The sequence below is a fragment of the Paenibacillus jiangxiensis genome (assembly GCF_046098255.1).
Classification (GTDB): Bacteria; Bacillota; Bacilli; order Paenibacillales; family Paenibacillaceae; genus Paenibacillus; species Paenibacillus jiagnxiensis.
Map to the genome: position 1 here is coordinate 26,403 of NZ_JBJURI010000042.1, position 14,905 is coordinate 41,307.

General features: G+C 51.7%; 16 protein-coding genes. All 16 read left to right on the plus strand.

From position 1 onward, the window contains the following. The first annotated feature begins 14 nt into the window (after positions 1-14). The 16 genes from ACI1P2_RS28370 (at position 15) to spoIID (ending at position 14,829) form a co-directional block, all read left to right on the plus strand. Complete coding sequence (locus ACI1P2_RS28370; protein ID WP_355326350.1) at positions 15-1,280, plus strand: ABC transporter substrate-binding protein; 1,266 nt, start codon at positions 15-17, stop codon at positions 1,278-1,280. Between the two features lie 209 nt (positions 1,281-1,489). After that, positions 1,490-2,119, plus strand: a complete 630-nt coding sequence (gene upp, locus ACI1P2_RS28375) for a uracil phosphoribosyltransferase (RefSeq protein WP_355326353.1) — start codon at positions 1,490-1,492, stop codon at positions 2,117-2,119. 34 nt (positions 2,120-2,153) lie between these two features. Then, complete coding sequence (gene wecB, locus ACI1P2_RS28380; protein ID WP_355326355.1) at positions 2,154-3,308, plus strand: non-hydrolyzing UDP-N-acetylglucosamine 2-epimerase; 1,155 nt, start codon at positions 2,154-2,156, stop codon at positions 3,306-3,308. A gap of 187 nt (positions 3,309-3,495) precedes the next feature. Next, complete coding sequence (locus ACI1P2_RS28385; protein ID WP_355326358.1) at positions 3,496-3,750, plus strand: AtpZ/AtpI family protein; 255 nt, start codon at positions 3,496-3,498, stop codon at positions 3,748-3,750. Beyond that, positions 3,743-4,135, plus strand: coding sequence for an ATP synthase subunit I (locus tag ACI1P2_RS28390; protein ID WP_355326361.1), 393 nt, complete (start codon positions 3,743-3,745; stop codon positions 4,133-4,135). Before ACI1P2_RS28385 ends, ACI1P2_RS28390 begins: the two co-directional genes overlap by 8 nt. Before the next feature lie 17 nt (positions 4,136-4,152). After that, positions 4,153-4,971, plus strand: a complete 819-nt coding sequence (gene atpB, locus ACI1P2_RS28395; protein ID WP_355326364.1) for a F0F1 ATP synthase subunit A — start codon at positions 4,153-4,155, stop codon at positions 4,969-4,971. A 91-nt stretch (positions 4,972-5,062) separates the two neighbouring features. After that, the gene (gene atpE / locus ACI1P2_RS28400) at positions 5,063-5,287 is read left to right on the plus strand and encodes a F0F1 ATP synthase subunit C (protein WP_355326366.1); all 225 of its coding nucleotides are present in this window, start codon (positions 5,063-5,065) and stop codon (positions 5,285-5,287) included. A gap of 111 nt (positions 5,288-5,398) precedes the next feature. Next, positions 5,399-5,887: a F0F1 ATP synthase subunit B gene (atpF, locus tag ACI1P2_RS28405; RefSeq protein ID WP_355326371.1), complete on the plus strand. Its 489-nt coding sequence runs from the start codon at positions 5,399-5,401 to the stop codon at positions 5,885-5,887. Next, positions 5,884-6,429, plus strand: a complete 546-nt coding sequence (locus ACI1P2_RS28410; RefSeq protein ID WP_355326376.1) for a F0F1 ATP synthase subunit delta — start codon at positions 5,884-5,886, stop codon at positions 6,427-6,429. Before atpF ends, ACI1P2_RS28410 begins: the two co-directional genes overlap by 4 nt. Before the next feature lie 19 nt (positions 6,430-6,448). After that, positions 6,449-7,963, plus strand: coding sequence for a F0F1 ATP synthase subunit alpha (gene atpA / locus ACI1P2_RS28415; protein WP_355326379.1), 1,515 nt, complete (start codon positions 6,449-6,451; stop codon positions 7,961-7,963). Positions 7,964-8,138: 175 nt separating this feature from the next. After that, complete coding sequence (gene atpG / locus ACI1P2_RS28420) at positions 8,139-9,005, plus strand: ATP synthase F1 subunit gamma (RefSeq protein ID WP_355326382.1); 867 nt, start codon at positions 8,139-8,141, stop codon at positions 9,003-9,005. A 93-nt stretch (positions 9,006-9,098) separates the two neighbouring features. After that, positions 9,099-10,499: a F0F1 ATP synthase subunit beta gene (gene atpD / locus ACI1P2_RS28425; protein WP_355326384.1), complete on the plus strand. Its 1,401-nt coding sequence runs from the start codon at positions 9,099-9,101 to the stop codon at positions 10,497-10,499. A gap of 68 nt (positions 10,500-10,567) precedes the next feature. Beyond that, a complete protein-coding gene (locus tag ACI1P2_RS28430; protein ID WP_355326387.1) occupies positions 10,568-10,966 on the plus strand; it encodes a F0F1 ATP synthase subunit epsilon in 399 nt (132 codons plus the stop codon). A 445-nt stretch (positions 10,967-11,411) separates the two neighbouring features. After that, on the plus strand, positions 11,412-11,627 hold the full coding sequence (locus ACI1P2_RS28435) for a DUF1146 family protein (protein WP_355326430.1): 216 nt from the start codon (positions 11,412-11,414) through the stop codon (positions 11,625-11,627). A gap of 381 nt (positions 11,628-12,008) precedes the next feature. Next, on the plus strand, positions 12,009-13,355 hold the full coding sequence (gene murA / locus ACI1P2_RS28440; protein WP_355326390.1) for a UDP-N-acetylglucosamine 1-carboxyvinyltransferase: 1,347 nt from the start codon (positions 12,009-12,011) through the stop codon (positions 13,353-13,355). 214 nt (positions 13,356-13,569) lie between these two features. After that, entirely contained in the window at positions 13,570-14,829 is a 1,260-nt protein-coding gene (spoIID, locus tag ACI1P2_RS28445) for a stage II sporulation protein D (RefSeq protein ID WP_355326393.1), read from the plus strand. The last annotated feature ends 76 nt before the right edge of the window (positions 14,830-14,905 follow it).

The following is a 14,905-nucleotide window of genomic DNA, read 5'->3' on the forward strand; positions in this document are numbered from 1 at the left end:
GAGGGGATGAACCGATGAGGAGACCGCTGCTGCTTGTCCTTGCACTGTGTACGGCCATGACGATGATTTTATCCGGCTGCGGAAACGCCGCGCGGATGGATGGCAATGTGAAGACGATTCATATTTTCCAGTTCAAGGTGGAGCTGCTGGAGCCGATGCAGGAGCTGAAGGCGGAGTATGAACGGACGCATCCCGGTATTAAGCTGGACATTCAGTCCGTGGGCGGCGGGGCCGATTATGCTTCTGCGTTGAAAGCGAGATTCGCGTCCGGCGATCAGCCTGATATTTTTACGAACGAGGGTTATGAGGACCGGGAAACGTGGTTTGAATATATGGAGGACCTGTCAGACCAGCCGTGGGTGAAGGATCTCGACGATTTTGCCCGTGAGCCGATGACCGTGAACGGGAAAATCTACGGTCAGCCCATGAATCTGGAAGGCTTCGGAATTATCTATAATAAAGATCTGTTTAATAAAGCGGGGATTACCAAGCTTCCGCGCACATTGAATGAACTGGAGGAGACGGCCGGACGTCTCAAGAAAGCCGGAATTACGCCTTTCGCCAACGGCTTTGCGGAGTTTTGGATTCTCGGCAACCATCTGGGCAACATTCCTTTCGCCCAACAGGACGATCCGGCGGGCTTTATCGCAGGCCTTAATGACGGAGCCATGCAGATCCCCGGCAACCCTGTTTTTGAAAAATGGCTTGATTTGCTCGATCTGATGGTGAAATACGGAAACCCTTATCCTTTGACCACGGATTATAACGCACAGGTTACCATGTTCGCGGACGGGCAGGCCGCCATGATGCATCAGGGCAACTGGACGCAGCCGCAGATCGACGGGATCAATCCGGATCTGAATTTGGGCATTCTGCCTGCCCCGATCGATAATGATCCTTCACATGGCGATAAAATCGCTGTCGGGGTGGCCGCCAATTGGGTGGTGAACAAAAACTCGCCGGTGAAAGAGGAAGCGAAGGAGTTTCTGAACTGGCTTGCTACTTCGGAAACAGGCAAGAAATTTATTACGGAGAAATTCCAGTTCGTCCCTGCATTCAAGACGATGGAGGCCAATCCGGAGGTCACAGGCGATCTTGGCATGGTTGTATCCGAGCATGCAAAATCAGGCAGGATTTGGACATGGAACTTTCCGAGGTTTCCGAAGGGGTACAACCATGATAACAGCAGCAGTATGCAGGCCTATATTGCCGGCGTTATTACGAGGAAGGAATTGCTGCAGCAATTACAGGACAGCTGGGATAACCTGAAGTTCAGATGAGTGGAAAATGGATGTTATCCTCTGAGTCACGGGCTCCGTCAGGCGTAGATGCCTGGCGGAGTTCTTGCGTTTTCAGAGATTTGGATGGAAACAAGGAAAACCGGGTCGCGACAGGTGTTAAATCATGCTTGGGAATGATATAATAGACGGGATTTGTGGCAGGATGTATGTACAGGTATTTTATTGAGTGAACACCGGAGGGACTTTTTATGGGCAAATTGGTGATATGCGATCACCCTTTAATTCAGCACAAGTTGACTTTTATTCGAGATGTACGTACCAATACTAAAGACTTTCGTGAATTGGTGGATGAAGTGGCCACTTTGATGGCTTATGAGATTACGCGTGATATACCGCTTGAAGGCATCCGGGTACAAACGCCGGTAGCCGAAACGGAAGGCAAGGTAATCTCTGGCAGGATGCTGGGATTGATCCCGATTCTGCGGGCGGGGCTGGGCATGCTGGACGGCGTGGTCAAGCTGCTCCCGGCTGCGAAGGTAGGGCATGTAGGACTGTTCCGTGACCCGGAAACGCTGCAGCCTGTGGAATATTACACCAAGCTTCCTACGGATGTAACGGAGCGCGAACTGATTGTGATCGATCCGATGCTGGCTACCGGCGGTTCGGCGATTGCGGCGATCGATGTGCTCAAGAAGCGCGGCTGCACGCAGATCAAGATGATGAACCTGATTGCTGCTCCGGAAGGCGTGAAAGCGGTACAGGACGCTCATCCGGATGTTGATATTTATGTAGCTGCGCTGGACGAGCGTCTCGACGATCACGGCTATATTGTGCCGGGGCTTGGCGATGCCGGTGACCGGCTGTATGGCACGAAGTGAGTGAAGCCGTAAAACCCGTTAAAAGGAGTCTGAAATGTCTAAAATTAAAGTAATGACCATTTTCGGTGTGCGTCCCGAAGCGATCAAAATGGCGCCGCTTATTCTCGAGCTTCAGCGTCACCCTGAGCATATCGAATCGATTGTGTGTGTAACAGCACAGCATCGCGAGATGCTGGATCAGGTGCTTGAGGTGTTCAACATCAGTCCTGATTACGATCTCGACGTGATGAAGGACCGGCAGACCCTGAACGAAATTACGCTGCGCGTTCTGGCGGGACTGGAGCCCGTCCTTCGGGAAGCGAAGCCGGATATTGTGCTGGTGCACGGAGATACGCTGACGACCTTCCTCGCCAGCTATGCCGCCTTCATGCAGCAGATTCAGGTTGGCCATGTTGAAGCAGGGCTGCGGACGTGGAACAAGCTGTCCCCTTACCCTGAGGAGATGAACCGGCAGCTGACCGGCGTGCTGGCCGATCTTCATTTCTCCCCGACGGATTGGTCGGCTGGCAACCTGCGCAGGGAGAACAAGCCGGAAGACCGCATTTACGTAACAGGCAATACGGTAACGGATGTCTTCCAATATACGGTGCGCGAGGATTATGAGCATCCGGTCCTGAAATGGGCGGCAGGCAAGCGCCTGATCTTGATGACCGCGCACCGCCGCGAGTCGCAGGGAGAGCCGCACCGCAACATTTTCCGGGCGGTCAAGCGCATCGCGGACGAATTCGAGGATGTGGTGATCGTGTATCCGGTGCACCCGAGCCCGGCGGTGAAAGAGCCGGCATTTGAAATTTTGGGCGACCATCCGCGCATCCGGCTGATCGATCCGCTGGACGTAGTGGATCTCCATAATTTCTTCGGCCATACCCACCTGATTTTGACCGATTCGGGCGGAATTCAGGAGGAGGCGCCGTCCTTCGGCGTGCCGGTACTGGTGCTCAGAGATACCACGGAACGGCCTGAGGGCATCGAAGCGGGGACGCTTGAGCTTGTCGGTACGGATGAAGAAAAGGTATATGAACGTACCAAAGCGCTGCTGACCGATTCTGCAACCTATGAAACGATGAGCAGGGCGGCGAATCCGTACGGTGACGGGCACGCTTCGGAAAGAATTGTCAATGCTATACTTCACCATTTTGGCATCCTGGAGCAGCGTCCAGAACAGTTTCACAGAATGTTCACAAAATAACTTTGAATCAAGTTCTTACAAACCGGCAGTTGAACATACAGTTCAACTGTACGGTTTGCAAGGGGTTGAACCGCTTTAATACCTTGTTTTTGGCTGATTTTCCCGCTTTAGGGCGCTAAAATCTGTTCATTGACAAAAAGTCTGGTCATTCAGTAAAATGGACTGGAATTGCAGGGGTGACGTGGAAATGGCCGAGCCGAAAAAGCCGGATCGCAACCGGAATAACGGGGGAAATCCCTGGAAGGCAATTGGTCTTGTCAGCGCTCTCGGCATTGATTTGGCTGTATGCGCTTTTGCTGGGTTTTATGTGGGCAGATGGCTGGATGAGAAGCTGGGGGGGACAGGTATATGGATTGCCGTAAGCGTTCTCGCGGGATTGGCTGCCGGCGGAGTCAGCGTTGCCATGGTCATCAGAAAGGTATTGAGGAACAGCAATGAGTGAAATGGCCAGATTTCAAAGAGTACTGTGGATTGTCGCGCTTTTTTTTATGGCTCTTTGCTTCCTGGTGGCGGGTTTGATGCCGCATCACCGTGATGTAGCTCACGGTTTGGTTCTGGGAACCGTAGTAAGCTGTCTAAATGTGCTCTATATGTCCTATAAAGTCGGGAAGGTGGCATCTGCCGCGGCTGGCGAAAGTGGCAAGAGGGTTGTAGGGATAGGTTTCGGCGTAAGAGTTGCTACCTCTATCCTCGCTATGGTTCTTGCTCTGGAGTTTCCGTCTTATTTTCATGAAATCGCGGTGGCGGCAAGTCTTGTCTTCGGACAACTCCTTCTTTTAGTGATAGGTATCATATTTGCACTTCTGGAAGATAAACAGCGAGATTGAGAAAGGGGTGAGAAAAAATGCATGAATCACCGATTATCGAACTTGGCGGATTGCGTTTTGACCTGTCGATCATATTGATGCTGATTGTGACCTGTACCATTGTGTTTGTTCTTGCCCGATTGGCTACCAGAAATTTATCAGTCGAAAATCCGGGAAAGCTGCAGAATTTTATGGAATGGGTCGTGGAATTCATTCAAAATATGATTTCCAGCACAATGGATTTGAAGAAGGGCAAGCCTTTTCTGTCTCTCGGCATGACGCTTATCATGTTCATTTTTGTAAGCAACCTGCTGGGTTTGCCGTTCGGTATCGTTACCAATTATGAAGATCCCGCTGAGGCGACATTCTTCGGTAAACCGCTCGTTTCAGTGCAGGATCTGTTTGCGGAGGCACATGAGAAAAATCCTGAGGAACACCCACACGCGGCCGTACAATGGTGGAAATCACCTACGGCGGATGCAGGGGTTGCCATGTCTTTGGCCGGCATGATCTTCTTGCTGGTACATATCCTTGGCATGTTCCGGAACACTAAAGCTTACTTTAAGCATTATGTGCAGCCGTTCCCTTTCTTCCTGCCGATCAACCTGATCGAGCAGTTCTCCAAGCTGCTGACACACGGAATGCGTTTGTTTGGTAACATTTTCGCAGGCGAGGTTCTGATTTCCGTGCTGCTCAAGCTGGCGGCCCTGGGTGTGGCAGGCTCGATTGCTTCCGTACTCGGATTGATTGTATGGCAGGGCTTCAGTATATTTGTCGGGGCGATCCAGGCGTTCGTCTTTACAATCCTGACGTTCGTTTATATCTCTCAGGCAACAGAATCGCATGATGAACACTAGGTTTCAAAGTTAAGTTCAGGAGTATCGCTTCGCGCTTAACTGTAAATATATGAATAACACAATTTCACATCTCTAAGGAGGATTATTAACAATGGGAGTTTGGGCATTTGTAGCAGCAGCTATCGCTGTAGGTTTGGGCGCGCTTGGCGCAGGTATCGGTAACGGTCTGATCGTAAGTAAAACAGTTGAAGGTATCGCTCGTCAGCCAGAAGCGAAATCCACGCTGCAAACGGTAATGTTTATCGGTGTAGGTCTGGTAGAGGCCCTGCCGATCATCGGTGTCGTTTTGGCATTCATTTTCTACGCAGCAGCTTAATTGAATGGAACAAGGTTTGGCGGGGAAGGCACAGCCATCCGCGCCTTCTTTGTTGAATTGAATATGATCATGTTAATAGAACCGACGTTTACCGGAAAGGAGTGACTTCAATTGCATTTGGAATGGACATCTATCGTTCTTACGTTAATCGCGTTTTTGATTCTGTACTGGCTGTTGAACCGTTATGCTTTCGGTCCCCTCTTTTCCGTCATGGAGAAGCGGCGTGAGCTTGTCACACAGCAAATGAACGAAGCGAAACAAACCCGCGAGCAGGCAGCGGCCTACGTGGAGGAGCAAAAACAGGCTCTGCAGCAGGCACGCAAGGAAGCCTACGATATCATTGAGCAATCGAAGCAAACCGGCAGCAAGCAGGCTGAGCAAATTATCGGCGAGGCGCGCAGCGAAGCGGAGCGTCTCAAGGACGAAGCCGTGCGCGAGATCGCAAGCGAGCGCAATAAAGCGATTGCCGCCCTGCGCAGCGAAGTGGGCAAAGCATCCGTGCAGATTGCTTCCAAGCTGATTCAGAAAGAAATCAAGGATGATCAAGTCCAGGAAGAGCTCGTTGACCAGTACCTGAAAGAGGTAGGGGGCAGAGCATGAGCCAGGACACTGTAGTTGCCAAACGGTATGCGAAGGCCCTGTTCGAAGTAGCCGAGCAGCAGCAGAAGGTAACGGAGACGGAACAGGAGCTCAGGGCCTTCGTGGAGGCTGTTTCAGGAGATTCGGATATCCGGGGGTTCATCAATTCCCCGAATGTGCCGGAGCCGGTGAAGCTGCAGGTGTTGGCCGGAAGCTTTGAGGGCAAACTGTCCGCTCCTGTCCTCAATACGATCAAGCTGCTCGTTCAGCGGGGCAGAGCGGATCTGTTCGGAGCGCTGCTGGACGGTTATCTGGCAATTCAGGAGGATAAGCTTGGCCTTGCCGATGCCAAAGTGTACTCAGCATATGCGCTTGATGATGAGGAAAAAGCGGCGGTCGCCGAACAATTCGGCGCGCGTGTAAATAAAACGATTCGGGTGGAAAATATCGTGGACCCGGAACTGCTCGGCGGATTGAAGGTGGTCATCGGTGACACGATGTTCGACGGCAGTGTGGCCGGCAAGCTGGAGCGGCTCGAGAAGTCTTTCAATAGACGAGTATAGAAGATAGGGGTGAACACACTTGAGTATCAGACCTGAAGAAATCAGCACATTGATTAAAAGTCAAATAGAGCAGTATAAAACGGACATTGAGGTTGTTGAGGTCGGTTCCGTTGTAGAAGTCGGTGACGGGATCGCCCGTGTCTACGGTCTTGAGAAAGTTATGGCAGGCGAGCTGGTTGAATTCGAGAACGGCGTTTTGGGCTTGGCACTCAACGTGGAAGAAAGCAATGTCGGTGTCGTTATTTTGGGTGAATACTCCGATATACGCGAAGGCGGACAAGTAAAGCGTACGGGACAAATTATGCAGGTGCCTGTGGGTGATGCTATGATCGGGCGTGTCGTGAATCCGCTGGGTATGCCGGTAGACGGTAAAGGTCCGATTGCCACTACGGAATTCCGTCCCGTGGAATACAAAGCCCCTGGCGTTATGGCGCGTAAATCCGTCCATGAACCGATGCAAACAGGCATCAAGGCGATTGATGCGATGATACCAATTGGCCGCGGCCAGCGGGAATTGATTATCGGTGACCGTCAGACTGGTAAAACTTCCATTGCTATCGACGCTATTTTGAACCAAAAAGGCAGCGGTATGAAGTGTATCTATGTTGCCATCGGCCAGAAGCAGTCCACTGTGGCACAGGTTGTTGAAACACTGCGCCGCAATGGAGCATTGGAATATACAATCGTTGTAACGGCATCGGCTTCCGAGCCTTCGCCATTGCTGTACATCGCACCATATGCAGGCGCTGCGATGGGCGAGTACTTCATGTTCAAAGGCGAGCACGTCCTGATCGTATACGATGACCTGACCAAACAGGCAGCGGCATACCGTGAATTGTCCCTGCTGCTCCGCCGTCCTCCGGGCCGGGAAGCTTATCCAGGCGACGTATTCTATCTGCACTCCCGCTTGCTGGAACGCGCGGCCAAGCTGAACGACGAGCTGGGCGGCGGCTCCATGACGGCACTGCCTTTCATCGAAACTCAGGCTTCCGACGTGTCGGCCTATATTCCTACGAATGTAATCTCGATTACGGACGGACAGATCTTCCTGGAGGCAGACCTGTTCTATGCAGGCCAGCGGCCGGCGATCAACGTGGGTATCTCCGTATCCCGTGTCGGCAGCTCCGCGCAGATCAAGGCCATGAAGAAGGTTGCAGGCACCCTGCGTCTGGATCTGGCTCAATACCGCGAGCTTCAGGCGTTCGCACAGTTCGGTTCCGATCTGGATAGATCGACCAAGGCCCGTCTTGACCGCGGTGCCCGTATGATGGAAATCCTGAAGCAGGACGTGAACCAGCCACTGGCTGTTGAGATGCAGGTTGTAAGCTTGTATACAGCGGTTAAAGGTTACCTTGACGATATTCCGGTGGGCGATGTTCAACGTTTCGAAAAGGAATTCCTGCTGTATATGCAATCTAACCATGACAGCATCCTGCAATCGATCCGCGATACGAAGGATCTTGTTGCAGATAACGAAACAGCGCTGAAAGCGGCCATCGAGCAGTTCAAGAAAACCTTTGCCGCCTCGGCTTAAGCTGTATTTTGCAAATAAGTGATTTTCAGCCAAGTCCGCTCTGCCAGCCGGGCTTGGCTCATCCATAGGATCGTACGTTGTTTTGCTTGCAGCAAGCTTTGACTCGGTCAAAGCTTTAAATTAGCGGCTTTCGAAGAAAACTTTGACTTCGTCAAAGCTTTAAGGTGGTGAAATCATGGCAAAAGGCATGCGCGAGATTAAACGCCAAATTAAAAGTGTGCAGAACACGAAGCAGATCACCAAAGCGATGGAAATGGTAGCGGCATCCAAGCTGAGAAGAGCACAGGAGAAAGCCAGCGCCGCCCGTCCTTATGCGGAGAAGCTTAAGGAAGTGGTCGCCAGCATCGCTGCCGGGACCAAAGGCATTAAGCATCCGATGCTGGAATCCCGTCCGGTGAAGAAAACGGCATATCTGATCATCACTTCTGACCGCGGTCTTGCCGGCGGCTACAACTCGAACATTTTACGCGCCGTCACTGCAACCATTGCTGAACGCCACAGCTCGCAGGATGAGTTTGTGCTGTTCGTCATCGGGCGCAAAGGACGCGACTTCTTTACCCGCCGGGGATATGCTTTGGCGGATACGGTAACGGATCTGTCCGATTCGCCTGCATTTGCGGATATCAAGTCCATCGCCTACAATGCGGTCCAAGGATTTGAAAAGGGCGAATTTGATGAGCTGTATATATGTTATAACCGGTTCGTGAATGCTTTGACCCAGATTCCTACGGTGGACTGTCTGCTGCCGATGGCGGCTCCAACAGCTTCTGAAGCGTCTCTGTCCGCCAGCTACGAATATGAGCCGTCAGCGGAGGGTGTGCTTGAAGTGCTGCTTCCCCGTTATGCGGAAACCCTTATTTACGGAGCTTTGCTTGACGGCAAGGCAAGTGAGCTGGGGGCGAAGATGACAGCGATGGGCGCAGCGACGAAGAATGCAACGAAGATGATTAACGAGCTGACGCTTACTTATAACCGCGCTCGCCAGGCGGCAATCACTCAGGAAATCACGGAGATTGTAGCGGGAGCAAATGCGCAAGTGTGACCGGAGTATCATTAATATCATAGCCTAGCGGAGCAAGCAACAGGCAACGTATCGGAATTTGCTATGCAAAGCTTGTAGGAGGGAAACAGGAATATGAACAAAGGACGCGTTGTGAGCATTATGGGTCCGGTAGTCGACGTTGAATTTGAACGCGGCCAGCTTCCGGAAATTCTCAATGCGATTGCAATCCAAGGCGAAACGGAAGGCGGCAACAAAATCGACCTGACGCTGGAAGCTTCCAAGCATCTGGGAGACAACCGTGTACGGTGTATCGCGATGTCTTCCACCGACGGTCTTGTACGCGGTATGGACGCGGTAGATATGGGAGCGCCGATCTCGGTGCCGGTAGGTGAAGCTACACTCGGACGTGTATTCAACGTTTTGGGTCAACCGATTGACGATGCAGGCTCTGTGGACAGTGCTGTCATCAATCCAATTCACCGCCAGGCGCCAGCGTTTGATGAGCTTACAACACAGGCGGAAATGCTGGAAACAGGCATCAAGGTAATCGACCTGCTCGCGCCTTATGCCAAGGGCGGTAAAGTCGGCTTGTTCGGCGGTGCGGGTGTAGGTAAAACCGTAACAATCCAGGAATTGATCAATAACATCGCTCAGGAGCACGGCGGTATTTCCGTATTTGCAGGTGTAGGCGAACGTACCCGTGAAGGTAATGACCTGTACCATGAAATGAAGGATTCCGGCGTTATCAGCAAAACAGCGATGGTGTTCGGACAAATGAACGAGCCGCCAGGTGCCCGCCTGCGTGTAGCCCTGACAGGTCTGACCATGGCGGAATACTTCCGTGATCAGGAAGGCCGCGACGTGCTGCTGTTCGTTGATAACATCTTCCGCTTTACCCAGGCGGGTTCGGAAGTATCGGCCCTGCTGGGACGGATGCCGTCCGCAGTAGGTTACCAGCCGACACTGGCAACAGAAATGGGCCAATTGCAGGAGCGTATTACATCCACAAAAAAAGGTTCGGTTACCTCGATTCAGGCTATCTATGTGCCTGCGGACGACTATACGGACCCGGCTCCGGCGACTACGTTCGCGCACTTGGATGCTACGACGAACCTGGAGCGTAAAATCTCCGAGATGGGCATTTATCCGGCGGTGGACCCGCTGGCATCCAGCTCGCGTATTCTTACTCCTGAAGTTGTAGGTGAAGAGCACTACCAGGTAGCCCAAGGCGTTAAACGAATTCTGGCCCGTTATAATGAGCTTCAGGATATTATTGCGATTCTTGGTATGGATGAGCTCAGCGAGGAAGACAAGATGCTGGTTGCGCGGGCGCGCAAAATCCAGCGCTTCCTGTCTCAGCCGTTCCACGTAGCCGAAGCCTTCAACGGCATTCCGGGCAAATATGTGCCTGTTAAAGAAACGGTGCGCAGCTTTAAAGAAATTCTGGAAGGCAAGCACGACAATCTTCCGGAAGCGGCTTTCCTGTTTGTAGGCACAATTGAAGAAGCGGTTGAAAAGGCCAAAAATCTGTAATTGCGCATGATAGCAGGTAAGCCTTATGAAGTGGGCTGTCAATGGACAGCCTGTCAGGAGGGATGGAAGTGAGCACCTTTTTATTGGAAATTGTGACCCCTGAGCGCCAGGTTTATTCGGAGCAAGTGGAGAGTCTGAACGTTCGGGGCGTGGAAGGGGAACTCGGCATTTTGGCCGGGCACATTCCGATGGTCACTCCTTTGCAGATTGCTCCGGTCAGTATCAAAACCAGCGGTAGGACTGAAATCCTGGCGGTCAACGGCGGTTTTGTGGAAATCCGGAAAGATAAAGTCGTCATTCTCGCTGAAAGCGCGGAACGTCCGTCTGATATTGATGTGGAACGCGCCAAAGCGGCTCGGGAACGTGCCGAGGTCCGTTTGCAGAGCAAGCAGGATGAGTATGACCACCGCAGAGCGGAGCTGGCGATGCAAAAAGCCATGAACCGCTTGAAAGTGGCCGGAAAATAATTTGTGTTTGCAGGACTAAAGAATCAATAGTATATAGGTCGAAAGCCCGGCGGCTTAAACCGCGCGGGCTTTTTTTTTGTAGAGACGGGCAGCTAACGGACAAATAAAGGGAGTGCAAAAACCTTCAGTTACATGAAGTTTGCTCGGAATTTCAAGCATATTAGGATAACAAATATTGAAAAATGTCGAAACTTATTGAAAATAACGTAAATGGGACTGGATTGTTATGCTTTCGGCAAGTATTATAGAATAGTCCGAGCCGGCAAGCAGGCATGAAAGAATCCTGATTTCATCGTTTGCATTTTGAGCGCTGACGCATATGATGCATATATAGGCTGTTCACGGTCCGAACAGTCGGGCGGCTATCAATGTACAGCGCTCAGTGATTCGGAGGTGCTAAATCGTGACGGATGAATTAACTCGGCAGATCGGCCAGACAGCAGGCATGAGCAGCATGGTATCCATGATGGTATCTCTCATATGCATTGCCTTTGCCTGGTGGGCGCTGCAGAGTGTTAAGTTCGACTTGTGGATCAGAAATCCAAAAGGTCCGCAAGGAAGGCTTCTGCATTTGTTTTTGGCCGTAGTGCTTGGACGGCTTGTGGCCGGTTTTCTGCTCGATTATATTTCCTGGAGCCAGCTGCTAAGGTATATGTTTTGATATTAAAACATTTGGTTATATCTCTGTATGCCTTTAAGAGCATGAATTGTCGAATAGGATCGACATCAGTGGTTAACAATGTGTTTACATGGCTTTGGCTCACAGTCGGCATCAGCGTAAACAGGCGCTGCAGACATGCGAAATGAAAAAATGCTTGTATAAGCGCTTTGAACGATGATATGATGGAATTTAGTGAGTTACCAAGTCTATACGATTTATTTCGAATTTTAATCATTTTTTTACACTACATTTACAGAAAATGAACCTCGTTTGCCGCGGGACTCCGACCTTGGAACTGCCGGGCTGCGAGACACGAAAATAGCGGATACCGTTCTTTTTTTCCACACCGGAAAAGGAAAGTGACGCGCGGAGGGAAGCATGATGAGCAAATTTATCGTCCGCGGCGGCAATAGACTGGTCGGAAGCGTGAAAGTTAGCGGAGCCAAAAACTCCGTTCTTCCGATTATCGCTGCCTCTCTTTTAGGGGAAGAAGGAGAAAGCGTCATTGTTGACGCGCCTCCTCTAGACGATGTAATGACGATTAATAAAGTATTGGAATCGCTGGGAGCAAGCGTTACATATCAAGACGAAATTATTCGTGTTGACGCACGGGCGATCACATCCTGCGAAGCGCCGTATGAATGGGTACGGAAAATGCGCGCATCTTTTCTGGTCATGGGGCCGTTGCTGGCGCGGATGGGGCATACAAGAATTTCCCTTCCGGGAGGCTGTGCTATCGGTACACGCCCAATCGATCAGCATCTGAAGGGCTTCGAGGCGCTGGGGGCTGAAATCAGCCTGGGCCAGGGCTATGTGGAAGCGAGAAGCCAGGGCCGCCTGCGTGGCGCCAAAATTTATTTGGACGTTGCCAGTGTTGGAGCGACCGAGAATATTATGATGGCGGCTTCGCTGGCCGAGGGGACTACGATTATCGATAATGCGGCAAGAGAACCGGAAATCGTGGACCTGGCCAACTACCTGAACGGGATGGGAGCCAAGGTGCGCGGCGCCGGCACCGGAGTAATTCGCATCGAGGGTGTTGAGAAGCTGCACGGTGTCCGTCATACGGTCATTCCTGACCGGATCGAGGCCGGTACTTATATGGCAGCCGCCGCCATAACAGGTGGAGACGTCTATGTAGAAGGCGCCATCTCCGACCATCTGGGGCCAGTTATTGCGAAGATGGAGGAAATGGGCGTTACAATCCAGCCGGATGAAAATGGTATTCGTGTCATTGCCAGCAAACCTCTTAAAGCGGTTGATGTCAAAACTTTGCCATATCCAGGCTTTCCGACAGATATGCAATCCCAGATGATGGCGCTGCAGCTTGCTGCGGAAGGCACGAGCGTCATTACCGAAACGGTGTTTGAGAACCGCTTCATGCATGTGGATGAATTTCAGTTGATGAACGCGGAAATCAAGGTGGAAGGACGCTCGGCGATCGTTACCGGCAATGCCAAGCTGACAGGCGCAAAAGTATGTGCTACCGATTTGCGGGCAGGTGCCGCCCTGATTCTGGCCGGTCTCGTTGCTGAAGGATCTACAGAGGTTAGCGGTGTTCATCATATAGACCGCGGATATGTGCATCTGGCTGAGAAGCTCACAGCTCTTGGCGCCGACATCTATCGCGTTTCGGTAGAAGAAAGCGTGCTGGAAGCCGCTTCTGCCGAAAAGGTTGTCAAGGAAGAAAAGAAGGGTACTTTTAAAATACAGCCGACCCTTGCATAACCGGTTTATTTCAATAGTATACCCGCACATCAGAGCTGCTCGCCCCGGGCCAAAACCGGCGGCTGGGCGGCTTTTTTTGTGCTGCAACCAGGCATAGCGGCTTTCTGCATTTCTCTCAAATCCGGTTCTATCAAGCGGGAACCTCTCATATGATTGACTATCCGGTCCGGTCAAGCACCCCGGTCTCACTTCATAGAACGGAGGTTTCTCCAAAATGAAAGATTCTCGTGCCAGGATCCGCATTCCAGTCGTTCCGCCAACAGATGAAGCGGCAGGCCGCGGCAGCGAGCCCGGGAAGCTTCTTTCCGCGCAGGAGCAGGACACTTCAGAATCCCGTCCCTTATACGCTGTACCGGCCCAAATAAAAGTTAAGTCCGGCAGTAGTAGAAGAGCCACCCGCCCGAAGAGCTTTCGCACTCGGGGACGGCGTCTGCCGCCGGGTCCGATTGTTGCTTTAACCAGCCTGATTCTGATGGCGCTTATTTTACCAGCCGTATTGGTATGGCCCCGCGGGACACACCCGCAGCCTGCGCCTACAGGAAAAATTCAGCCGGATACAGCAGCACAGTCAAAACCCGCGGACTCAAAGAAACCGGCCCAGACCAAGGCTGTTAAGGTCAGTGTCTTCTTAAGCTCAACTGGCACAATCGAGACGCTTCCTCTTGAGGACTACATAACAGGCGTGGTTGCAGCCGAAATGCCGCCTGAATTTGGGCATGAGGCTCTTAAAGCGCAGGCAATTGCGGCCAGGACCTTCATCGTCCGCCGTTTGCTGGCCAATGATAGCAGCGGCGCTCCTAAAGGGGCCGATGTCACGGACACCGTCGATCATCAAGTATATTTGCCGCTGTCAGCAATTCGGCAGCAGGAGAAGGAGCCGCAGCGGGCCGCAGAACTGGCTTCCATCCGGAAGGCTGTCAAAGAAACGAATGATATTATAATGACGTATAAAGGGAAGCCGATCACTGCGTCTTTTTTCTCAACAAGCAATGGATATACGGAAAATTCCGAGGATGTATGGACGGCTTCCGTCCCTTATCTCCGCAGTGTTCCAAGCCCCTGGGATCAGAAGATTGCGCCAGGCTATAAAGAATCGATAACCATGAAGACCGCGGAAGTTTTGGACAAACTCGGTCTGAGAGGGGAAGCTGTACAGGCTGCTTCAGGCTCGGGGGCTTTCCCGGAAACTAAAATTCTTTCTACTACCGAAGGCCACCGGATTAAGAGCATCCGAATCGGAGATACCGTTTTTAAAGGAACCGACCTGCGCCAGCGGCTTGGACTGCGTTCCAGCGAATTCACGTGGGCAATCCGGGGAGACCAAATGGTCATCACTACTTATGGCAATGGCCACGGAGTCGGCATGAGCCAATGGGGGGCCAACGGGATGGCCAAGGAAGGTTATACGGCAACCCAAATTCTCAAACACTACTACACGGGAATAAATTTCTCCAAGGCCTCGCAGCTGCTTTAAATGGATACTATAGAAAATTTTCAAATTTTCTGAGAATACGAGTATAAAAGAGTAGCACCCGGTAACACTTGTTACT

What these genes read in the sequence shown, in the direction of transcription:
- ACI1P2_RS28370 (WP_355326350.1), top strand. Translation starts at nt 15, where the DNA reads ATGAGGAGACCGCTGCTGCTTGTCCTTGCACTGTGTACGGCCATGACG.
- upp (WP_355326353.1), top strand. Translation starts at nt 1,490, where the DNA reads ATGGGCAAATTGGTGATATGCGATCACCCTTTAATTCAGCACAAGTTG.
- wecB (WP_355326355.1), top strand. Translation starts at nt 2,154, where the DNA reads ATGTCTAAAATTAAAGTAATGACCATTTTCGGTGTGCGTCCCGAAGCG.
- ACI1P2_RS28385 (WP_355326358.1), top strand. Translation starts at nt 3,496, where the DNA reads ATGGCCGAGCCGAAAAAGCCGGATCGCAACCGGAATAACGGGGGAAAT.
- ACI1P2_RS28390 (WP_355326361.1), top strand. Translation starts at nt 3,743, where the DNA reads ATGAGTGAAATGGCCAGATTTCAAAGAGTACTGTGGATTGTCGCGCTT.
- atpB (WP_355326364.1), top strand. Translation starts at nt 4,153, where the DNA reads ATGCATGAATCACCGATTATCGAACTTGGCGGATTGCGTTTTGACCTG.
- atpE (WP_355326366.1), top strand. Translation starts at nt 5,063, where the DNA reads ATGGGAGTTTGGGCATTTGTAGCAGCAGCTATCGCTGTAGGTTTGGGC.
- ACI1P2_RS28410 (WP_355326376.1), top strand. Translation starts at nt 5,884, where the DNA reads ATGAGCCAGGACACTGTAGTTGCCAAACGGTATGCGAAGGCCCTGTTC.
- atpG (WP_355326382.1), top strand. Translation starts at nt 8,139, where the DNA reads ATGGCAAAAGGCATGCGCGAGATTAAACGCCAAATTAAAAGTGTGCAG.
- atpD (WP_355326384.1), top strand. Translation starts at nt 9,099, where the DNA reads ATGAACAAAGGACGCGTTGTGAGCATTATGGGTCCGGTAGTCGACGTT.
- ACI1P2_RS28435 (WP_355326430.1), top strand. Translation starts at nt 11,412, where the DNA reads ATGAGCAGCATGGTATCCATGATGGTATCTCTCATATGCATTGCCTTT.
- murA (WP_355326390.1), top strand. Translation starts at nt 12,009, where the DNA reads ATGAGCAAATTTATCGTCCGCGGCGGCAATAGACTGGTCGGAAGCGTG.
- spoIID (WP_355326393.1), top strand. Translation starts at nt 13,570, where the DNA reads ATGAAAGATTCTCGTGCCAGGATCCGCATTCCAGTCGTTCCGCCAACA.